Here is an 18,147-nt window from a genome sequence, read left to right on the forward strand (position 1 = left end):
CGATGAATGAAGCGTTCTCCATCAGGCGGGTTTTCGGAGGCAAGTGGACGCAAGGCGCTATTCCGCTGGTGCTGCTTGTCGGCCTGCTTTTGATCATCGAGATCGCCGCGCCCGGCTTCCTGACCGGCGAGACCGTGGCGCTTTTGTTTGCCAACACCGCCGTGCTGTTCATCCTGGCGACCGGCGTCACCTTCGCCATCCTACTTGGCGGCATCGATTTGTCGATCCAGGCGGTGGCATCGCTGGCCAGCGTCATCCTGGCGCAATTGCTGCCTTCGCTCGGCCTTGCCGCCTTTCCGGTGGCGATCCTGTCGGGGCTCGCCTTCGGCGTGTTGAGCGGCGTCGTTCACGTCAAGCTGCGCGTGCCGTCCTTCGTCGCGACGCTCGCCACCGGCGGCGTGGTCACCGGCCTGGCGCTGTGGGTCTCCAATGGCCGCGCCATCACCATCGAGGAGGCTGGTCGCGAAAACACCGCCTGGATCAACGCCACTGTCGCCGGCATTCCCGTGGTGGTGCTGATTTCGACGGTGATCGGCATCGCCGCCTTTCTGGCGCTGCGCTACACGCGCTTCGGCCGCCAGGCGATTGCGGTCGGCGCCGGCGAACCGGCGGCGTGGGCGGCGGGCATCAATGTCGACCGCACCAAGATCATCGCCTTTGCCGCGTCGGGTATGCTCGCGGCCATCGCCGGCATCGTGCTGGCAGCCAGGCTGTCGAGCGGTTCGCCGGTGCTGGCCAACCAGCTGCTGCTGCCGGCCATCGCCGCCGTCATCGTCGGCGGCACGGCGATCACCGGCGGGCTCGGCGGCGTTGCCCGCACGGCGGTCGGCGCGCTGATCATCTCGATCGTGCGCATCGGCATGACCTTTGTCGGCGTCAACATTTTCCTGGAAAACATGGTGTTCGGCGCGGTGCTGATCGCTGCCGTCGCCATTACCATCGACCGCAGCAAGATCGCGGTCATCAAGTGATCCCGCCTCCCAGGCAAGCGCGGACAGGACGGGACCGCATCGGCGCGAGGCCGATGCGGTCCGGCCCCATCGGATCACATTGTGTCGAGGCCGATCAGCTCGATCTTGTAGCCGTCGGGGTCTTCGACGAAAGCGATGTGGGTGGTGCCGTGCTGCATCGGGCCGGGCTTGCGCGGGATCTTGGCGCCGCGCTTTTCCAGTTCGGCGCAGACGGCGTAGATGTCGTTGACGCCGAGCGCCAGATGGCCGAAGCCGGTGCCGATCTCGTAGGGTTCGTCGCGGCCCCAGTTCAGCGTCAGCTCGACGACGGCTTCCTTGTCCTCGGGGCCATAGCCGACAAAGGCGTTGGTGAACTTGCCGCCGGGGTAGTCGTCGCGACGCAGCAGGGTCATGCCGAGCACCTCGGTGTAGAAGGCGATCGACTTGTCGAGGTCGAGCACCCTGATCATGGTGTGCATATAGCGAAAGCCCGGGGCGTCGCTCATTGGGGAAGTCCTCCGAATTCTGTGATTTGCGAGTCTGATCATCCACATCGAACGCTTGGCGGCAAGATGGCCTCGCTTGATGTTCTCAATCAGGGTTGTATGATAACACGACAACGCCGGTATTTGTCCAGTCGTTTTGCCGAGGGGCCCAGAGCCAATCCATGAATGCCGTGCCGCCAACCTCCGCATCGCAGATCGCAGCCCTGGCCGGCCTGCTGCCGAATGGCGGGCTGCTGACCGACGAAGAGGATCTGGCGCGCTACAGCCGCGATTGGTCGGGCGATCATTTCGGCCGGCCGCTGGCCGTGGCGCGGCCCTCTTCGGTGGAGGAAATGTCGGCGCTGATGCGGTTCTGCCATGCCGAGCGCATTCCGGTCGTGCCGCAAGGCGGGTTGACCGGGCTCGTCGGCGCCGCAGTGGCGGCGGATGGCGGCGAGATCGTCATCTCGCTGGAGCGCATGAACAAGATTCGCTCGATCAGCCCGACCGACTTCGCCATGGTGGTCGAGGCCGGCTGCATTCTCGAGGACGCCAAGCGCGCCGCCGAAGCGAGCGACTGCCTGCTGCCGATCACTTTCGGCGCGCAGGGCAGCTGCCGCATCGGCGGCAATGTCGCCACAAATGCCGGCGGCTTCAACGTGCTGCGCTACGGCATGACGCGCGACCTGGTGCTTGGCCTCGAAGTGGTGCTGGCCGACGGCCGCATCTGGAACGGGCTGAAAGTGCTGCGCAAGGACAATCGCGGCTATGATCTGAAGCAGATCTTCATCGGCTCGGAGGGCACGCTCGGCATCGTCACCGCGGCGGCGCTGAAACTATTCCCCAAGCCGACGCAGATCGAAACCGCGCTGGTTGGCCTGCGCTCCGTCGAGGACGCGATGGCACTCTATGCAAGGGCGCGGCGCGATTGCAGCGATTTGCTCACCGCCTTCGAACTGATCCTGCGCGGCGGCATCGAGATCACCATGCGCGAAGGCCAGGATTTTCCCGATCCGCTCAGCCAGCCCTATCCCGTCTATGTGCTGATCGAGGTGTCGTCGGGCGGGCTGATCGACCTCTCCGATATGCTGCTGGGGTTTCTCGGCAGCGTCGAGGACATCGTCGAGGACGGCGTCATCGCTTCGACCAGGGCTCAAGGTGAGCGGTTGTGGCTCTACCGCGAGATCATGGTCGAGCGGCAAGGCAGGGGCGGGCGCTACCTGCGCACCGATGTGTCGGTGCCGATCTCCAGGCTTGCCGATTTCGTCACCGATGCGCTGGCCGCCTTGGAGAAAGCCCGGCCCGACGCCCTGGCTGTCACCTACGGCCATGTCGGCGACGGCAACATCCACCTCAACGTCGTGCCGCCGGAAGGCATGGGCACCGAGGCGATGGAACATCTGTTCGAGCAGGCGGAAGCCGAGATCTTCACCGTCGTCGATCGCTATGGCGGCTCGATCAGCGCCGAGCACGGCATCGGCCGGGTCAAGCAGAAGGCGTTCCTCGAACGCATCGATCCGGTGACGCTCGACCTCGCCGCCGGCATCAAGGACGCATTCGACCCGCGCCACATTCTCAGCAACGGCCGCATTCTGGCGTCCGCACCCGCCGTCGACTATAGGTGAGCGATGACGCTGAAACTCGACAAGGTCAATCGCGGCCCACACCTCTCCACTCTGGTGGCCAGTTCCATCTCGCGCGAGATCGCGCAAGGCCGGCTGAAGCCGGGTGACCAACTGCCGACCGAACAGGCGCTGGCGACCACATTCGGCGTCAGCCGCAACGTCGTGCGCGAGGCGATCGCGCGGCTGCGCTCGGAAGGCCGCATCTGGTCGCAGCAGGGGCGCGGCGCCTTCGTGGTCGAGACCACCAACCCGACGGTGCTGACCATCGACCATGAGACGCTGCAGCGCGCCGATTCCTTCCGCAACCTGTTCGAACTGCGCGGCATCCTCGAAGTGCAGGCCGCAGCCCTTGCCGCGAAGCGGCGCAGCGACGCCGATCTCAAAGCCATGGGCGATGCGCTATCCGGCATGCGCGCCGCACCCTATGGCAGCGTCGCCTGGCTGCGCAGCGACCTCGAATTCCACCGCACCGTCGCCGAGGCGACGCGCAATTCCTACATGGGCCAGTTCCTGGTCTTCGTTTCCGAGCGCGTCCGCGAAAGCATTCTCGCCGCCGGCAACCAGCAGAAGTCGGACGACATGGCCCGCATTACGCTGGGCGAACACGAGCGCATCCTGAGAGCGATCCGTGCCGGCGACGCCGAAGGGGCGCAAGCCGCGATGCGCGACCATCTGGCGGGCGCGGCGCTGCGGGTGGGGTTGCATGAGGGGGAAGCTGCGGAGATAGCGCCGGGGCCCGAGGCAGCGTCTCCGGTACGGCATTCGCGGTTGCGGAAGGCTGTGCGCGGGCAGGCTTAGGGATAGCCTTGCCTTGTCCGCGCGCTGGGCCAATCGCCTATGGCGGCGCTGACCCCACTCCGTCTCGGCTTCGCCGAGCCACCTTGCCGGGGCGAGCCACGGGTCTCGCCCGTCCTTCGGACCCCCCATTTCATGGGGGATGAGGAAATGCCAATCTCCGAGATCGCAGCCCTTCAAAAGCTTGGGTTTCCTCTCCCCCACGAATGTGGGGGTAGAGGTGGCTCGGCGAAGCCGAGACGGAGTGGGGGAGCGCCATATCAGATTTCACTCGGTCGTCGGCTCACCAGCTCAGGGCCGGAGATAGGCCGCCACCCCAACGCGCTATTTCAGCGGCAAAAACAGCTCAAGCACCACCTCGCGCACCGGTCCGTTCGACGAAAAGTGTCGCTGGCAATAGATCGGAAAGTCGCGCGCCTCCTCGCCGCTGGCCGGAAGCCATTCGCGGTAGAGGTAGAGCGCTGCCGGCTCGAGATTGTTGGTGTTGCCGGGATATCGCAGCACCGCGCTGCGTCCGCCGGGGATCACGCCGGCCTTCATCTGCGCGTCCTCGATCGGCCCGCCTTCTACCGGCAGGTCGGTTCCGGCACAGATATCCATGCTGTAATCGGCCGGGTTCGCCGGCTCCCTTTCGGAACGGAAGATGTTGAAGGTCGGGCTTGTCTCGGGCGAGAGGCCGGCCGCCTTGCGCCAGGCGATGAAGCGTTGGATGGTGTCCTGGAGCGTCGCCCGGTCGCCGCGATGCTCCATGATCGCCACCGGCGTCGGCGGCACCTCGCGGATCATGACGTCGGCGGGTTCGAAGATTATCTGCATGAGCGTGGTCCTTGCTTTGTCGAGCGGCCCGAAGGCCATGAGCCATGCCCCCCAGTCGGGAGACTTCCGGACGACGAAGGCGATTGTCCGAACCGTTGCCGAAAGGCGCGGGCGAAGGCATCCGGTGCGTCGTAACCGGCATCCATCGCTATGTCGGTCACGCTTTGGGCGTCGCTTTCGGCAAGCCGGTACGAAGCGCGCTTCAGGCGGGCGAGTTGGACATAGCGATGCACGGACAACCCGAAGGTAGACGTGAACTGCCGGTGGAAATGGAATTTCGAAAACGCCGCGACGCCGCTCAACGCTTCCAGGCCCAGATCGCCGTCCAGATGCTGGTCGATGTGGTCCAGCACCCGCTGCATCCGGGCATGGTAGTTTTCAAGTGCCGTCTTCATCGTCTCGTCCTGCGTGGCGACACCAGATAGGCGCTCTTGGAGATGTCGCGCTCGACCGATCTTGCGGTTTGGCATGGATGGAGGGGTGCGGCCAGCGGTGGCGAGAGGCGCGCCCGATCTGCCGAGGGGGCCGGCGCCGCCGGTGCCATGAAGGAGTCGGTGTACGGTCTCATTGAGCCGTTTCGTCGGAATCCTTGGCCGGTTTTCCACCGATCAGGCCCGTTATCCCCAGAAAGCCTTGAAACGAATCGGTTTTTCGGCCGGGACTCTTGTCACCGAGTCATGAAATCAGGATCAATTGACATTCCAGCGCGATGGAGGGGTGAGTCGGCCCGCAAAAGCGCTCACACCCCGCCCCACCGGGCGTCGCTGGATGGCGCACCCCTGCTACGGGTGCCTTCTTCCCCGAGCCATCCGGGGAAGTCGTATCAAAGCGGAAGAATCCGCTCAGCCACTATGAATATGCGCAAACGCATAATTTTCCAGCGCCAAATAGGCGTTTTCGCATTTTTCCACTTCCATTGAGAAAACTAGCCTGCTGGCGCGTCAGACTATCGCATCTCACGCATGGGCGCCTCCGCCAGCGACACCCCGTTCAACTCGCGGCAAAAACCGAAAACGCCAGCACAATTTCTCCGCTAGTCGCCGGCATGCTCTCACGGCAGAGTGTGGCCATGTGCAATCTCACAATCTCACCACGTCTCAAGAGCCATCCGCCAGTGGACGCGGACGTTCGGGACATTCTGGGCAACCTTGAGCCATCAGTTGATATCCCAACATGCCTGGGCCCGTGGTCCGCAGTGCCTCGGACGGGCAGCGCGAGATGGCGAAGTTGCTCTGGGGTATGCCGACGCCGGCCGAGCGGGTGAACGGCAAGGCGGACTATGGCACCACCAACATCCGCAACCCGCAATATGGCCATTGGCAGCAGTATGTCGGTGTCGAGAACCGCTGCGTGGTGCCGGTTACGACCTTCGCAGAACCCAGCCCAACGCCCGGCGACAAAGACCCCGAGACAGGCGTCCAGCGGAACTATTGGTTCGCGCTCAATGAGGAGCGCCCGCTGTTCTTCTTCGCTGGCCTCTGGACGGCGTGGCATGGGGTGCGAAAGGTCAAGGACGGCCCCAGCGACTTCGAGCTCTACGGATTCATGACCACCGAGCCCAATGCTCTCATCAAGCCGATCCACGAAAAGGCGATGCCGGTGATCCTGAGGACGCAAGAGGAGACGGAGACGTGGCTGACCGCGCCATGGTCCGAGGCCAAGCGGCTGCAGCGCACTGCGCCGGACGATGCCCTTGTGATTGTCGAGAAGCCTGCCACGCAGATCAAGTTTCCCACTCAAGCGCCGCCGGCGCCGGCTCAAGGCTCGCTGTTTTAGGCCTAAGCGGGATCAGGACCGAAAGCCAAATTGGCGCAGGGTGTCGTCCGAACAGGGTTTCACCGCGTCAACCGAATCTGCGATGGTGTTCGTCCCTGTAAAGTGGCGTGCCTTCGCGCCGTCACACATGAAATTGGTGCCGCCCGGTAAGGCGCAAATGGCATCGCTCTTTCGCACCATAATCAAGCCGCCACTCTCCTTTCCCCGCCAGACTAGGCATCCCGGGAAGCGTCTCGACAGTTCGTACGGTAGGTTAGGGCGGACGGTCTGGAGAGAGTCGACATCGCAGATCGTGAGCATGTCAGCGCCGTTGGTAAGCGGTGTGTTGGGGTCTGCGAACATCTTGCGGAGGTCAACCATCCTGCCTTGTGAGCAGGCGCGGGTGGCATTGAAGTCTATTTTGACTTCCTGCGATGGCGGGAAAAAGAAGTTGCGTCCCAGTTCTTTAAGGTAGTTTCCAAACTCCCCCAGGGGGCCGCCTGCAATCCCGAGGACGATAGCCGCCAAGATCCCTGTCCCTGCAATCCACGTAATCCACGAGCGAGGCTTCTTCGATGAATCAGCCATGTGGAGCGATCATAAAGACGAATTGGACCTCGCCTACCATGTACGAAAGCCGCAACCAGCCAGTCTCCTTCCCAACGCGGCAGGCAAAGGCGCCATCGACAATCTCGGTGCGCTCCTCTTTGTTTTCTGAGGGTTTAAGGAACCCATCGATACAGGTTGCCGTCAGTTTGTCGAAGCTCTTGATGACAGCGGGGAGTTCTGCTTTCGCTTTGGCAACTTCGCTTTGGTCCGCGTCTGGCGTTGTCGAGCTCGCCGCCAAATTCTGAAGGACGGCCACTAAGCTTTCCGGATCGCCGGCCCGAATAAATTCCCTGATGATGGCGTCGTGCTTCAGATCGCCCTCTAGTGCCTGCACTGTAATTTGGCACCACTGTCGTTGCACATCTACAGTAGACCAGCAGGCGGTGGCATTGTTCACCACGGCTCCATGTTCTTGGACGGGACCACGTTCGAGATCACAGGTGCATTTCTCTCGGGACGCATCTTCCCCGTGGGCCGACAAAGTCCAGCCCGCTAGAGCCAACGCGAAAGCGGCAGCCACAATAGCTTTCAACATTGAGCCCCTTCCTCAAAATCATCCTGAAGTAATCACGCTGTGTCCAAAAACACAAAGCGAAAGTAGAACGGCCTTGGGGTCCATCACGTCTCGTCACGCCAAATCACTCTGCGCACCATTCGGATTTCAACAAGCCGTCTCACGCGTATTTTCATGCTCTCCGACGCGCTGGGCAGCAGGATGTCGACGTCAAGCTCGCGGCGTTTGCACCGCTCGCAACGCATGTGCCGGTCAACGTCCCAAAACGGAATGTCTCCAACCAGCTTGGCAAGGTCGCCAGGCAGATAGTGGCGCGTGATGTTGCAGTTGAAGCAGCGGACACGGATCAGCTGCCCAACCTCATGTGCTTTGCTCAGGGTCTGCACAAGGCGGCGGGGTTTTCTGGGCTGCTCGGGCATATTAGAAAATAGGAATGAGTTCCTCGCCGAGTCAATTCGTCCTTGACATTTATGTTCTCTTTTTGTTCACTGTGACCATGCATCGCTTGGAGTAATCGCTATGGACCGCATCGTGACACTAAACAGTCGGCAGGAAGCCGCTCTCCAAGCTCACGCCGAAGATTTCATTGCCGTCCACAAGGGCGATGTGATGAAGGCACTGAAGGAAATGATCGTGCTCAATGGGCATCTTCAGGAACGGCTTGATGCGCTTACCGCACCACGTCGCGCGGCACGATAGGAGGACGGCAATGGGTATGATGCACTTTGACGAGGAAGCGAAAGCCGAGTTGCACTCAGAAGCCGTGAAGTTGATTGCCCGCTATGACAGCCCGCTTGAGACCGTAAAGGCGCTGATGGCCTATAACTGCGAGCTTGAGACCCAGATACTCGCCATAGCCCACCGGCATCCGGGGATCGTTTCAATCGGCTACGATCCTACTCCGCCTGTGCTGGGGTGACCGCTTGTGATTGGCGGCGATAATCGAGCCGCTCTTCACTCCGCCGGCTCCACCAGCGACACCCCATTCAACCCCGCCACAATATCCGACAGCGCCGGCACGAACTTCTCGCCGTGGCCTGTCGTGACGGCAGTGGCAAAGCCATTGCGCACCGCCGCGCCGATGGGATTGGCGATGCCGGCTGCTTGCGCGAAGGAGGCGAGGTAGGTCATGTCCTTCAGCGCGTTGGCGATGGCGAAGCGCTGGGCGTTTTCGTTGCGGTTGAGGACGAAATCGAAGAAGGCCTGGTAGAAGCCGCAATCCATGCGGCTGCCGGAGATGACGCTGTTGAAGACCTGCGGCGTCAGCCCGGCTTTGGTGCCGAGGCTCAGCGCTTCCGAGTAGATCGCGGAATAGCCCATCGAGACGAAATTGTTGAGCAGCTTCATGGTGTGGCCGCTGCCGGTCGGGCCGGTGTGGACGATTCGCGCGGCGAAGGCTTCGAGCACCGGTCGCGCGCGGGCGACGATTTCGGCCGGGCCGCCGACCATGACGTCGAGCTTGCCCTCGGTGGCTTCCTTGGGCGTGCGCGCCAGCGGCGAGTCGATCAGCGTTATGTCTTGCTGGGCGAGGTCGGCGGCAAGCGCTGTCGTCGATGACGGGTTGGAGGTCGAGCAGTCGATGATCAGCAGCGGCGTCTTGGCCGCAGCAAGCCCGTCCGCGCCCTTGACCAGCGCTTCGACCTCGCGCGAACCGGTGACGCACAGGATCACGATGTCGCAGGCGGCGGCGAGTTCGCGCGGGCTTGGCGCTTCGGTGGCGCCGGCGGCGATCAGCCGGTCTGCGGCGGTGCGGCTGCGGTGGACATGGACCGTCAGCGGCCAGCCCTTGCGCAACAGATTGTCGGCCATGCCGGCGCCCATGCTGCCCAGGCCGATGAAGCCGATGCGTTCTTTCATGCAATCCTCCCATGGCTCGTGCCAGCGGGCCGAACTTTCGTCACCTTGCGGCGGGCACCCGTCGATGCAATCCTTTGAACAAGAATCGAACCGGAGTCGCGCTGATGGCGGAGCCCATGACTTTCGACGCCATACCGCAGGCGCCCAACCTGCGGACGGGTCTGGTCAACACGCTGATTGCGCAGATCGAATCCGGTGACCTTGCGCCGGGGCAGCGGCTGCCGACCGAGCAGGAGATTGTTGCTGCCACAGGCGTCAGCCGCACCGTGGTGCGCGAGGCGCTGGCGGCGCTGCGCGCGCGCGGGCTGATTACCACGCGCCAGGGGCTCGGCGCCTTCGTCGCCAAGGATCCGCCGCCGAAGACGTTTTCCGTGCTGCCCGACGATCTCGAATCGATCGACGAGGTGCTGCGCGTGCTCGAACTGCGCATGGGCATCGAGGTGGAGGCGACCGGCCTCGCTGCCCAACGGCGCAGCGAGGCGGCGCTTCAACAGATGAGCGCTCGGCTCGACGCGCTGGAGGCGGCGGTGCGTGCCGGCGGCTCCGGCTCGGAAGAGGATTTCGGCTTCCACCGCGCCATTCTCGCCGCGACGCAGAACCCGAATTTCACCCGGCTGTTCGACACGTTCGGCAGCGCCATGGTCCCGCGCCATTGGACGCGGCTCGACCGGATGACGGAGGCCGAGCGGGAAAAATATCTCGACCGCATGCAGCGCGAGCACCGCGCCATTCTCGGGGCCATCGAAGCCAGGGACGTCAACGCCGCGCGCCGCGCCATGCGCAGCCATCTGACCAAAAGTTATGCCAGGTTCGAGGATCTGCGCGACAAAGCTGTTCACGATTAGGGGGCTAACCACGGTTGACGGACTGCTCATCCGGCGACCCGCCGAGATAGAGTTCGCGCATCAGCGACATGTTCCTCCCGGCTCCCACTGTTGCAGTCTTACCCCGTTGTCATACAACCCTGTAATCTGGTAAATCCTAGGAAGAGGGATGTCAATCGCGTTGCCATGCGGTATGAGGCTCCCGAAATCAGAACCGTCATCCCAAAGCCGCAAGTCAGGAAGCAAAATGCAGTCACGGAAATTTGGCCGTACCGGCAGATCAGTCAGCGAGATCGGCTTCGGCGCCTGGGCGATCGGCGCCGCCTGGGGCGAGGTCAATGACGACGATGCGGTCGCCGCCCTGCATGCCGCGCTCGATGCCGGCGTCAGCTTCCTCGACACCGCCGACGTCTATGGCGACGGCCGTTCGGAAAAGCTGATCGCACGGGTGATGAAGGAACGCGGTGGCGCGCGCCCGTTCATCGCCACCAAGGCCGGACGGCGGCTGCCGAAGCAGACGGTCGAGGGCTACAGCGTCGAGAACCTCACCGGCTGGATCGACCGCAGCCTGAAATACCTCCAGACCGACACGCTCGACCTGGTGCAGCTGCATTGCCCGCCGACCGATCTCTACTATCATCCGGAGGTGTTCGAGCGTCTCGACAAGCTCACCGAGCAGGGCAAGATCCGCAATTACGGCGTCAGCGTCGAGCGTGTCGAAGAGGCGCTGAAGGCGATGCAATATCCCGGCGTCGTCAGCGTGCAGATCATCTTCAACGCCTTCCGCCAGCGCCCGGCCGAGCTGTTCTTCGACCAGGCGAAAAAGAACGATGTCGCCGTCATCGCCCGCGTGCCGCTGGCCAGCGGCCTGTTGTCCGGCAAGTTCAGGGCGGACACCAAGTTCGAGACCACCGACCATCGCCTGTTCAACAGGAAAGGCGAAGCCTTCGATGTCGGCGAGACGTTTTCGGGCGTGCCCTATGAGGTCGGCCTAGCGGCGGTCGAGAAGGTGCGGCCGCTGGTGTCAGGCGACACCACGATGGCGAAATTCGCTCTGCGCTGGATCCTGATGTTCGACGCTGTGACGGTTGTCATTCCCGGCGCCCGCAATCCGGCGCAGGCGGTTTCCAATGCGGAAGCGGCGGAGCTTGCGCCGTTGTCCTCCGAGTCGATGGCCAAGGTGAAGGCGGTCTACGACGAGAACATCAAGCCCTACGTGCATCAGCGCTGGTAACCCGGCGCCTGCCGGCCTCGATCGGCTGACTGACCAGAGGTCAGCCGGGCCAAATTGCGTTCGTCCGTCACAAGCCGTGCAGCGGATTCTATGATCCATCGGTCATTTAATCGGCCGCGCCGCTTGTTATTGTGCAGTGCAGCAACGATATTGCTGCGTGTGCGTTGTGTGCACGAGTCTGCCCATTCCGGCGCGCAAGGATACCGATTTGCGAGACATATCCGATACGATCGCCCGGCTGAGCGCGATGCGCGGCCGGCCAGCCGGTGCAGGACAGAGCAAGGACGATCACCTGTCCGAGATGACAGGGTTCGGGTCCAATCCCGGCGCCTTGCGCGCGCGGTTTTATCTCCCTGAAAACCTGCCGAAGCAGGCAGCGCTGGTCGTGGTGCTGCATGGCTGTACCCAGAATGCAGCCGCTTACGATCATGGTTCCGGCTGGACCGAACTTGCTGCCGAGCAGGGTTTTGCCGTGCTTCTCCCCGAGCAGCAGCGCGCCAACAACGCCAATCTTTGCTTCAACTGGTTCGTGCCGGGCGATGTAAGCCGCGACAGCGGCGAGGCACTGTCCATCCGCCAGATGATCGAGGCGGCGGTGGTCACCCACGGTCTCGACCGCAAGCGGATATTCGTCACCGGTCTTTCCGCCGGCGGCGCCATGGCGGCGGTGATGCTGGCGACCTACCCGGACGTGTTTGCCGGTGGCGCGATCATTGCCGGGCTTGCCTATGGCAGCGCCTCGACCATCCCCGAAGCCTTCGACCGCATGCGTGGCCATGGCGGACCGTCCAGAAGCGACCTGCAGCGTCTGTTGCGGGAAGCTTCGCCGCACAAGGGGCCGTGGCCGAGGATTTCGGTCTGGCAGGGCTCGGCCGATACGACCGTGGTGCCTTCCAATGCCGACGCGGTGCTGGCGCAATGGCAGGGCGTGCACGGCCTCGCTCAAGCGCCGACACGCACGGAAAAGGTCGACGGTCAGGGCCGAAAAGTCTGGTGCGATGGCAAAGGCCGCGACGTGGTCGAGGCATACAGCATTGCCGGCATGGGCCATGGCACGCCATTGCAGGCGAGCGGCGACAATGCTCTCGGCAAAGCAGGGCCGTTCATGCTGGATGTCGGGATTTCCTCGACGCGCCACATCGCCCGTTTCTGGGGGCTGACGAAGCCAGACGTACGACGCGCGGCGAAAGCCGAGGCCGCTTCAGGCACTGCATTGCAGCCTTTCTCGCCGAAGGAAAAACCGCGAGCTGTCCGTGTCGATCCGGCCCCGGAGCCTGTCAATCCGCCAGGCGGTCCGGCGGGCGGGATTACCAAGGTCATCGAGGACGCGCTCAGGGCAGCGGGATTGATGCGCTGAGGCTGAGGCTCGCCCCGCACACGCCCAAAATACAAGGGCAAGCGCCAGCATCATTATCGCAGCAGGCCTTCGTCCTCGAACGCATCCCAGCCCTTCAATCCGGGCGCCGGGCCGTCCGTGTTCCGGGCCTTCCTCGCAGTGCGAGCCCGGCCGGTGCCCTTTCCCGCGCGCGTCAGCGCGGCCTTGCCCGCACCGCGCCGCCTGTTCTCGGCGACCGCCTGGACATCCTGCTCTCTCCAGACGGTTGCCAGATCGCGGTCCAGGACGTCCTCGATGTGGCGCGGGTCGAAAACGTGGAAGGTGACAGACTTTGATCGCCCACGCATCTTGACGGTGCGTGTGCCGGTGCTTTGCAGCCGACCGTCCTTGAGCCATTTGTGGCGCTCGCGCGAAGAGATCGTAAGGATATCCTCGACCTCGCGCGGAAGCACAGGCAGCGCTTCCACTCCCTCCAGTGTTTTGGAGATATTGGCAGAGGCGGCCTTGAACGCTTCCGCTTCGGATCTCGACATTCGCAATGCGATGCGGCCCGTCTCGGCCTTGACGTGCTTCCTGACTGCCCATGGCAGCCGGGCTCTGACTTCACGTTCGATCCCCTTGGAGCGCACGGCGGACCCGAGTGTCGCTGACGGCGACAACGGCCATTCGGCAATCAGTTGCGGGGACGGGCACATGCTTTCCTGGGCTGGTTTCGTTGGTTCGATGCTAACACGGCAAGAGCCGGTCAAGCCAAGGCAACAGCGAAAAGGGGCAGGTCCGAATAGAACCCGCCCCTTATGGCCGAATCTGAACGCCGCTTGCAGTGCGCCGACAGCACCTTCGGCCCCGCCGCCGTACGGCGACGGGGCTCGATGATCAGAGTGGGCTGGCGTCGCGCGTTCTGTCGCGCTCGGCCTCGATGTCGGTGTAGGGGTCGGCATTGGCATCGAAGCCGGTCCAGCCACCGGCTTCATAGGCGCGTCGGCGGTCTTGCAGATCGACCGAGTTGGACTCGCCAAGAATACGCTCGGCCTCGTCGGCGAGTTCGTCACTGACCCTGGCGGTCACCATCGTGCCACCGCGGCGAACGCCCTCCGCATAGACATGCGCATCCCTTTCGGGGACGCCTGACTCGGTCAGCGCCCCGACGATGCCGCCGGCAGCGCCCCCGACGACCGCGCCGCCAACGGCGCCGACCGCGGTGGCGGCCAGCCATCCTGCGGCCACGACCGGACCGACGCCCGGAATGGCCATGATGCCGAGCCCTGTCAGAAGCCCGCCGGCGCCGCCAATGACGGCTCCGAGACCGGCGCCGCCGGCTGCATCCTCGGCGGCGTTGGAGGTGTCGCCATCGTCGTACCAGTCGTCCGAATTGTTGGCGACGATGCTGATGTCGGCCTGCGGCACGCCGATTGCCTCCAGTTCGCCGACGGCATCGGAGGCATCATCGTAGTTGTCGAAAAGTCCGGTTACGGTTTTCATGGTCTTGATCTCCTCGATCTGGTTCAGAGGTTCAGTTGGCGCCGGCAACGACGTTGCCCTGATAATCGAGCGCCACGGTCGTGGTCTTGCCATCCTTGGTGGCCTGACCGCGCCAGATGCCCTGGTCGTCTTTGGTCAGCTTGGACACGCCGGAGAAGCCGGCATCCTGAATGCGGCTCTTCGCCTGATCCTCGGTGAAGCTGTTGGCACCCGGGACCGGGGCGGCCGGATTGGTGGTGTCGGTCGTGCTCACGGCCGGGGTGGTGGAGCTGGTGGTCGAGGATGCATTGTCGGCGGAAGCGATCTTCTCGACCATTTCCTGATGCATTTTGAGCGTCGGCAAGGTCTCGGAGGCGAAGGTCTTCAACTGCGCGTTGTCGCCGTCCTTGGCATAGCTCTCGAACAGCGTGACCGCCTCCGAATGCGCATCGCGCTGCATCTGGACATAGGGCTTGTCGACGGCATCGTTGGCATTCTGCAGAGCCTCCAGATCGGCCTTGTGCTTGGCGTCCAGCTCCGTCGGCACTTTCAGCTTCTGTTCGCCGGCGATGGTCGCAAGCTTGGCGTTGGCGGCGCCGTGATCGTCGATCATCTTCTTGGCGAAATCCTTGACGCCTTGATCCTGGGCCTTGCCCTCGGCGATCTTGCTGGAATCCACTTCGAACAGGCCGCCGATGGCGGCCTTGTCGACAAAGTCCTGAGCGCTGTCGGCGGCGAAGGCGGGCAGGGCGAAGACCATGGCTGTGGCGGTGGCCAGCGAAGCTAGAAGAACACGTGTTTTCATGGACAGAGATCCTCGTTGGGGCACACATCGTGCTGTGAGCCTAACCAGTGCGGCCAAGCTTTGTTCCGCCGCCCAAGCGTTATAGCCGGGAGGGTCGATGCCGCGATGATGGCCCCTCATCCTCGGATTTTGCGCCTTTGCGATGTCGACGCGTGGCTCGGACGGCGACCCGCTCGATGGGCGCCTTGCAAGTCCATCGCAAAGGGAAACGAGGCCTTCGCCGCCCGCAATGAATAGCGCCCGCGGTGGCCTATCGAGGTTCAGCGATCGTTGCGTTCGAGGCGGCGCGCAACCTCTGTCTGGGCGACCTGCAGCAGCGTGTCTATTTCGAACATCGCCGCCGCATGGCCGCCGTCGCGAATGACACGGCGGGCGCGGTGTAGCAGATCGGAGACCGTCCGCAGCGTTTCAGCATGGCTCGATCGATTCGACAAATGCGTGCCCTCCATCAGCCACAACCGTTGGATCGGGAGAGTGTTCCCAAAGTTGGCGGCCGGCCGGGTGAATGACTGTGAGCGCAGGCAGCGGAACCATCCTTGTCCGTTGGCCGTTCCCCCTGCCTCAACGAAAGGAACAGCCATGGCCGAGAACGACACCCCGAAGGACACCGCGAAGGACACCCCCAAGGACACCCCGAAGATTTCCGCCCGAGAGGCCCAGGAGGCCCTGGAGAAGCAGGTCGCATCGCTGAGGCGCGAGATCAGCAAGATCAACCGGACGCTTGCCGAGCGCGCAGAAGATGCCGTCGGCGAAGCCGGCGGCTGGTACGGCAGCGCGACCGAGCGCGCGGCACGGGCAACGCAGCAGCTGAGATCGCAGGCGCAGACGGTGTCCGAAGCCGTCCAGCAAAATCCCGGCACCATCAGCAGCGCTTTCGTGCTTGGCGGCATTGCCGGGTTGTTGATCGGCATGCTGCTCGGGCAAAGCCAGGAACGCGACCGAAGCTGGTTCTAGTGGCGTATCTTATGACCTATGGCGCCCGCCGGTTTTGCCGGCGGGCCTTGTATTTATGGACGCCAGATCAGTATCGTTTGAGTGAAAAACTCCCCGCTCGGGTATTCGGTTGACAGCTGTCCTACTAGTAGGTAGGCAGATTCCATGAGCAACCTTGTGATGACCTCCGATCAGATTCTGGCGTCCGCGCGAAACTTCATCGTGGCCGGCGGCTACAACGGATTCAGCTATGCCGATATCGCCGGCGAGGTGGGGATCCGCAAGGCGAGCATCCACCATCATTTCCCCAGCAAGGTCGACCTTGTCCGCACGCTTGTGGCGCGCCATCGCGAGCGTACCGAGGCCGGCATGGCAGATCTGGAAAGTAAACTCTCGGACCCGCTTGCACTGCTTCAAACCTATGCCGACTACTGGGCAAAATGCATTGAAGATGCGAGCGTCCCGTTTTGCGTCTGCGCGCTGCTTGCCAGCGAACTCCCTGCGCTCCCGGCTGAAATTGCCGTCGAAGTGCGGGCTTACTTCAGGTTTCTGTCGTCCTGGTTGACCAGGGTCATGGAGCACGGCGCCGAGCAGGGGATTCTCGGATTTGCAGGCTCGGCGGAGCTGGAGGCCGAGACCTTCATGGCGACCGTTCATGGCGCCATGCTGTCCGCGCGCGCCTATGGCAACCCCGCCATGTTCGGCACCATTCTGACGCCAACCGTGCAGCGTCTGTCTCGGAAGGTTCACTAACAGGAATTTGCGCGACAGGGGCGGCGAGCCCCTTCACCGAATTCCCTCGACGCGTCCATCATGCCTACCTTCTAGTAGGTAAACACAAAAAGGGAAATCCGAAAATGCTTGCCAAGACGAATGAAGCCAACCAATCCTCATGGCTCAAGAGCTACTATTTCATACGCTTTGCCGTGGCGGCCGCCTGGGTGCTGCTGGCCTTTACCGTCGCCAGCACAATGCCGTCCCTGGCAGCCATCATGCTGGTCGCCTATCCCGCCTGGGATGCGCTGGCCAATTTCGTCGACGCCCAGCGCAGCGGTGGGCTAAGCCGCAACAAAACGCAGCTGCTGAACTTCGTCATCAGCATCATCACCACGGCGGCGGTCGCCATTGCTCTGGGCAAAAGCATGAATGCGGTGCTCGCGGTGTTCGGCGTCTGGGCGGTCCTGTCGGGCCTCTTTCAGCTGGCAACCGCGGTCCGGCGCTGGAAGTCCGGCGCGCAGTGGGCAATGGTGCTGAGCGGCGCCCAGTCGGCGCTCGCCGGCATCTTTTTCGTGAAGATGGCGGGCAGCGATGCGACGGTCGGGATCACCGATGTCGCGCCCTATGCCGCGTTCGGCGCCTTCTACTTCCTGGTCTCGGCAGTCTGGCTGACGGTCAGCGACGCGCGGCGCAAGGCGGCTGAGGCCGCCGGCTGAGGGCGTCGCGTTTCGAAAACGGGATTTGTGGTCGCCGCCGCCTGCGCGGCGCCCTCGACAGGTGAGTTGAGTTTCCCTGCCGCGGTCGTATGTTGTTGACCGTAGTGGAGGATCACAAATGCCCATTCGACGCAAAGCCACCGAGGCCGGCGTTTTGCAGCCATCCGAACTCGAGCTGTTGGGCCGTGTATTCGAGCAGCTTAAGCGCGACGGTCAGTCGCCCGAAGCACGCGACGCCATCGCATCCCGGATTATCGCGAACTATATGGCCGGCGTGGTCGACGAAGCCGAGCTCGTCAGTCTTTCGAGGCAACCGCTGGGCCGGTAGTGCGCTTTCCATTCCGGGTTCAGAAGAGTTTCAGGTCGTCAAATCAGAGGGATAAGGCAATGCCGGCTGACCCACCGATAGAGCGACGGTCGCATATCCGTGATCTTGTTCTGAAGGAAGCGACAATCCGCGTTGGCGACGCCAGTATCAATTGTCTGGTTTGCAACCAGCACGCTCACGGTGCGGAGCTGCGGGTGAAGGCCGATATCGCAATCCCCGACCGTTTCGTCCTTCACGTGCCTGTCGATCATACCAGCTATCGCGCCGTGGTGCGGTGGAGACGGAACGAGCGACTTGGGGTGCAGCTTGATTCGGGAAGGCAGGCGTAGAGGGCGGTAGCCGGGACGGATCACCCAGCTGTTCAAGTGCAGGGTTGATGGGACAAGG

Annotated in this window: 22 protein-coding genes and 1 pseudogene; 14 read left to right on the forward strand and 9 right to left on the reverse strand. The window is 63.1% G+C overall.

All coding sequences use genetic code 11. The features are described 5' to 3' along the window. The first annotated feature begins 2 nt into the window (after nt 1–2). On the forward strand, nt 3–971 hold the full coding sequence (locus tag NL532_RS08745) for an ABC transporter permease (protein ID WP_023828359.1): 969 nt from the start codon (nt 3–5) through the stop codon (nt 969–971). Between the two features lie 74 nt (nt 972–1,045). Here NL532_RS08745 and gloA read toward each other — a convergent pair whose 3' ends face one another. Then, complete coding sequence (gene gloA, locus NL532_RS08750; protein ID WP_023691899.1) at nt 1,046–1,456, reverse strand: lactoylglutathione lyase; 411 nt, start codon at nt 1,454–1,456, stop codon at nt 1,046–1,048. Between the two features lie 161 nt (nt 1,457–1,617). On the opposite strand from gloA, the gene NL532_RS08755 reads away from it, so the two are divergent. Both NL532_RS08755 and NL532_RS08760 read left to right on the forward strand, forming a co-directional pair. Next, the gene (locus tag NL532_RS08755) at nt 1,618–3,060 is read left to right on the forward strand and encodes an FAD-binding oxidoreductase (protein ID WP_023828360.1); all 1,443 of its coding nucleotides are present in this window, start codon (nt 1,618–1,620) and stop codon (nt 3,058–3,060) included. 3 nt (nt 3,061–3,063) lie between these two features. Then, complete coding sequence (locus tag NL532_RS08760) at nt 3,064–3,858, forward strand: FadR/GntR family transcriptional regulator (RefSeq protein WP_023750112.1); 795 nt, start codon at nt 3,064–3,066, stop codon at nt 3,856–3,858. A 321-nt stretch (nt 3,859–4,179) separates the two neighbouring features. On the opposite strand, the pseudogene NL532_RS08765 reads toward NL532_RS08760, so the two are convergent. After that, nucleotides 4,180–5,066, reverse strand: a pseudogene (locus NL532_RS08765) (AraC family transcriptional regulator). An 823-nt stretch (nt 5,067–5,889) separates the two neighbouring features. Between NL532_RS08765 and NL532_RS08770 the strand changes: the two are divergent. After that, complete coding sequence (locus NL532_RS08770; RefSeq protein ID WP_245270167.1) at nt 5,890–6,447, forward strand: SOS response-associated peptidase family protein; 558 nt, start codon at nt 5,890–5,892, stop codon at nt 6,445–6,447. A gap of 12 nt (nt 6,448–6,459) precedes the next feature. Here the strand turns inward: NL532_RS08770 and NL532_RS08775 are convergent, their stop codons facing one another. Further along, nucleotides 6,460–7,014: a hypothetical protein gene (locus tag NL532_RS08775; RefSeq protein ID WP_023828278.1), complete on the reverse strand. Its 555-nt coding sequence runs from the start codon at nt 7,012–7,014 to the stop codon at nt 6,460–6,462. After that, nucleotides 7,007–7,570, reverse strand: a complete 564-nt coding sequence (locus NL532_RS08780) for a hypothetical protein (RefSeq protein ID WP_023828277.1) — start codon at nt 7,568–7,570, stop codon at nt 7,007–7,009. Before NL532_RS08780 ends, NL532_RS08775 begins: the two co-directional genes overlap by 8 nt. 498 nt (nt 7,571–8,068) lie before the next feature. Here NL532_RS08780 and NL532_RS08785 point away from each other — a divergent pair, with 498 nt between their 5' ends. Further along, on the forward strand, nt 8,069–8,248 hold the full coding sequence (locus NL532_RS08785) for a hypothetical protein (RefSeq protein WP_027042769.1): 180 nt from the start codon (nt 8,069–8,071) through the stop codon (nt 8,246–8,248). Between the two features lie 10 nt (nt 8,249–8,258). Next, complete coding sequence (locus tag NL532_RS08790) at nt 8,259–8,468, forward strand: hypothetical protein (protein ID WP_023828275.1); 210 nt, start codon at nt 8,259–8,261, stop codon at nt 8,466–8,468. Nucleotides 8,469–8,503: 35 nt separating this feature from the next. On the opposite strand, the gene NL532_RS08795 is transcribed toward NL532_RS08790, so the two are convergent. Further along, nucleotides 8,504–9,472 (reverse strand): NAD(P)-dependent oxidoreductase, encoded by a 969-nt coding sequence (locus NL532_RS08795; protein WP_280799706.1) that lies wholly within the window; start codon nt 9,470–9,472, stop codon nt 8,504–8,506. A 38-nt stretch (nt 9,473–9,510) separates the two neighbouring features. Here NL532_RS08795 and NL532_RS08800 point away from each other — a divergent pair, with 38 nt between their 5' ends. From NL532_RS08800 to NL532_RS08810, 3 genes are all read left to right on the forward strand, one after another. Then, nucleotides 9,511–10,251, forward strand: a complete 741-nt coding sequence (locus tag NL532_RS08800; protein WP_023828273.1) for a FadR/GntR family transcriptional regulator — start codon at nt 9,511–9,513, stop codon at nt 10,249–10,251. A gap of 226 nt (nt 10,252–10,477) precedes the next feature. Next, nucleotides 10,478–11,464, forward strand: coding sequence for an aldo/keto reductase (locus NL532_RS08805; RefSeq protein ID WP_023828272.1), 987 nt, complete (start codon nt 10,478–10,480; stop codon nt 11,462–11,464). A gap of 208 nt (nt 11,465–11,672) precedes the next feature. Then, nucleotides 11,673–12,821, forward strand: coding sequence for an extracellular catalytic domain type 1 short-chain-length polyhydroxyalkanoate depolymerase (locus NL532_RS08810; protein ID WP_023828271.1), 1,149 nt, complete (start codon nt 11,673–11,675; stop codon nt 12,819–12,821). 53 nt (nt 12,822–12,874) lie between these two features. Here NL532_RS08810 and NL532_RS08815 read toward each other — a convergent pair whose 3' ends face one another. From NL532_RS08815 to NL532_RS08830, 4 genes are all read right to left on the reverse strand, one after another. Further along, nucleotides 12,875–13,495, reverse strand: a complete 621-nt coding sequence (locus NL532_RS08815) for a hypothetical protein (RefSeq protein WP_023733544.1) — start codon at nt 13,493–13,495, stop codon at nt 12,875–12,877. Between the two features lie 181 nt (nt 13,496–13,676). Beyond that, nucleotides 13,677–14,282 (reverse strand): general stress protein, encoded by a 606-nt coding sequence (locus tag NL532_RS08820; RefSeq protein ID WP_023828269.1) that lies wholly within the window; start codon nt 14,280–14,282, stop codon nt 13,677–13,679. 31 nt (nt 14,283–14,313) lie between these two features. Then, the gene (locus tag NL532_RS08825) at nt 14,314–15,066 is read right to left on the reverse strand and encodes a DUF4142 domain-containing protein (protein WP_023671088.1); all 753 of its coding nucleotides are present in this window, start codon (nt 15,064–15,066) and stop codon (nt 14,314–14,316) included. Between the two features lie 260 nt (nt 15,067–15,326). Further along, the gene (locus tag NL532_RS08830) at nt 15,327–15,515 is read right to left on the reverse strand and encodes a hypothetical protein (protein ID WP_023671089.1); all 189 of its coding nucleotides are present in this window, start codon (nt 15,513–15,515) and stop codon (nt 15,327–15,329) included. Between the two features lie 130 nt (nt 15,516–15,645). Here NL532_RS08830 and NL532_RS08835 point away from each other — a divergent pair, with 130 nt between their 5' ends. The 5 genes from NL532_RS08835 to NL532_RS08855 all read left to right on the forward strand — a co-directional run bounded on the left by NL532_RS08835 (nt 15,646) and on the right by NL532_RS08855 (nt 18,089). After that, complete coding sequence (locus NL532_RS08835; RefSeq protein ID WP_023824589.1) at nt 15,646–16,020, forward strand: hypothetical protein; 375 nt, start codon at nt 15,646–15,648, stop codon at nt 16,018–16,020. A 144-nt stretch (nt 16,021–16,164) separates the two neighbouring features. Beyond that, complete coding sequence (locus tag NL532_RS08840) at nt 16,165–16,752, forward strand: TetR/AcrR family transcriptional regulator (RefSeq protein WP_023828268.1); 588 nt, start codon at nt 16,165–16,167, stop codon at nt 16,750–16,752. 104 nt (nt 16,753–16,856) lie between these two features. Beyond that, nucleotides 16,857–17,432, forward strand: a complete 576-nt coding sequence (locus NL532_RS08845; RefSeq protein WP_023700951.1) for a DUF308 domain-containing protein — start codon at nt 16,857–16,859, stop codon at nt 17,430–17,432. Nucleotides 17,433–17,550: 118 nt separating this feature from the next. Then, entirely contained in the window at nt 17,551–17,760 is a 210-nt protein-coding gene (locus NL532_RS08850; protein ID WP_023671091.1) for a hypothetical protein, read from the forward strand. Nucleotides 17,761–17,819: 59 nt separating this feature from the next. Continuing rightward, entirely contained in the window at nt 17,820–18,089 is a 270-nt protein-coding gene (locus NL532_RS08855; RefSeq protein ID WP_023726509.1) for a PilZ domain-containing protein, read from the forward strand. The last annotated feature ends 58 nt before the right edge of the window (nt 18,090–18,147 follow it).

It is taken from the genome of Mesorhizobium sp. C120A, assembly GCF_030323105.1.
Lineage (GTDB): Bacteria > Pseudomonadota > Alphaproteobacteria > Rhizobiales > Rhizobiaceae > Mesorhizobium.

Excerpts from the sequence above, each read along its gene's own strand:
- NL532_RS08745 (WP_023828359.1), top strand. The coding sequence starts at position 3 with ATGAATGAAGCGTTCTCCATCAGGCGGGTTTTCGGAGGCAAGTGGACG.
- gloA (WP_023691899.1), bottom strand. The coding sequence starts at position 1,456 with ATGAGCGACGCCCCGGGCTTTCGCTATATGCACACCATGATCAGGGTG.
- NL532_RS08755 (WP_023828360.1), top strand. The coding sequence starts at position 1,618 with ATGAATGCCGTGCCGCCAACCTCCGCATCGCAGATCGCAGCCCTGGCC.
- NL532_RS08760 (WP_023750112.1), top strand. The coding sequence starts at position 3,064 with ATGACGCTGAAACTCGACAAGGTCAATCGCGGCCCACACCTCTCCACT.
- NL532_RS08770 (WP_245270167.1), top strand. The coding sequence starts at position 5,890 with ATGGCGAAGTTGCTCTGGGGTATGCCGACGCCGGCCGAGCGGGTGAAC.
- NL532_RS08775 (WP_023828278.1), bottom strand. The coding sequence starts at position 7,014 with ATGGCTGATTCATCGAAGAAGCCTCGCTCGTGGATTACGTGGATTGCA.
- NL532_RS08780 (WP_023828277.1), bottom strand. The coding sequence starts at position 7,570 with ATGTTGAAAGCTATTGTGGCTGCCGCTTTCGCGTTGGCTCTAGCGGGC.
- NL532_RS08785 (WP_027042769.1), top strand. The coding sequence starts at position 8,069 with ATGGACCGCATCGTGACACTAAACAGTCGGCAGGAAGCCGCTCTCCAA.
- NL532_RS08790 (WP_023828275.1), top strand. The coding sequence starts at position 8,259 with ATGGGTATGATGCACTTTGACGAGGAAGCGAAAGCCGAGTTGCACTCA.
- NL532_RS08800 (WP_023828273.1), top strand. The coding sequence starts at position 9,511 with ATGGCGGAGCCCATGACTTTCGACGCCATACCGCAGGCGCCCAACCTG.
- NL532_RS08805 (WP_023828272.1), top strand. The coding sequence starts at position 10,478 with ATGCAGTCACGGAAATTTGGCCGTACCGGCAGATCAGTCAGCGAGATC.
- NL532_RS08815 (WP_023733544.1), bottom strand. The coding sequence starts at position 13,495 with ATGTGCCCGTCCCCGCAACTGATTGCCGAATGGCCGTTGTCGCCGTCA.
- NL532_RS08820 (WP_023828269.1), bottom strand. The coding sequence starts at position 14,282 with ATGAAAACCGTAACCGGACTTTTCGACAACTACGATGATGCCTCCGAT.
- NL532_RS08825 (WP_023671088.1), bottom strand. The coding sequence starts at position 15,066 with ATGAAAACACGTGTTCTTCTAGCTTCGCTGGCCACCGCCACAGCCATG.
- NL532_RS08830 (WP_023671089.1), bottom strand. The coding sequence starts at position 15,515 with ATGGAGGGCACGCATTTGTCGAATCGATCGAGCCATGCTGAAACGCTG.
- NL532_RS08835 (WP_023824589.1), top strand. The coding sequence starts at position 15,646 with ATGGCCGAGAACGACACCCCGAAGGACACCGCGAAGGACACCCCCAAG.
- NL532_RS08840 (WP_023828268.1), top strand. The coding sequence starts at position 16,165 with ATGAGCAACCTTGTGATGACCTCCGATCAGATTCTGGCGTCCGCGCGA.
- NL532_RS08845 (WP_023700951.1), top strand. The coding sequence starts at position 16,857 with ATGCTTGCCAAGACGAATGAAGCCAACCAATCCTCATGGCTCAAGAGC.
- NL532_RS08850 (WP_023671091.1), top strand. The coding sequence starts at position 17,551 with ATGCCCATTCGACGCAAAGCCACCGAGGCCGGCGTTTTGCAGCCATCC.
- NL532_RS08855 (WP_023726509.1), top strand. The coding sequence starts at position 17,820 with ATGCCGGCTGACCCACCGATAGAGCGACGGTCGCATATCCGTGATCTT.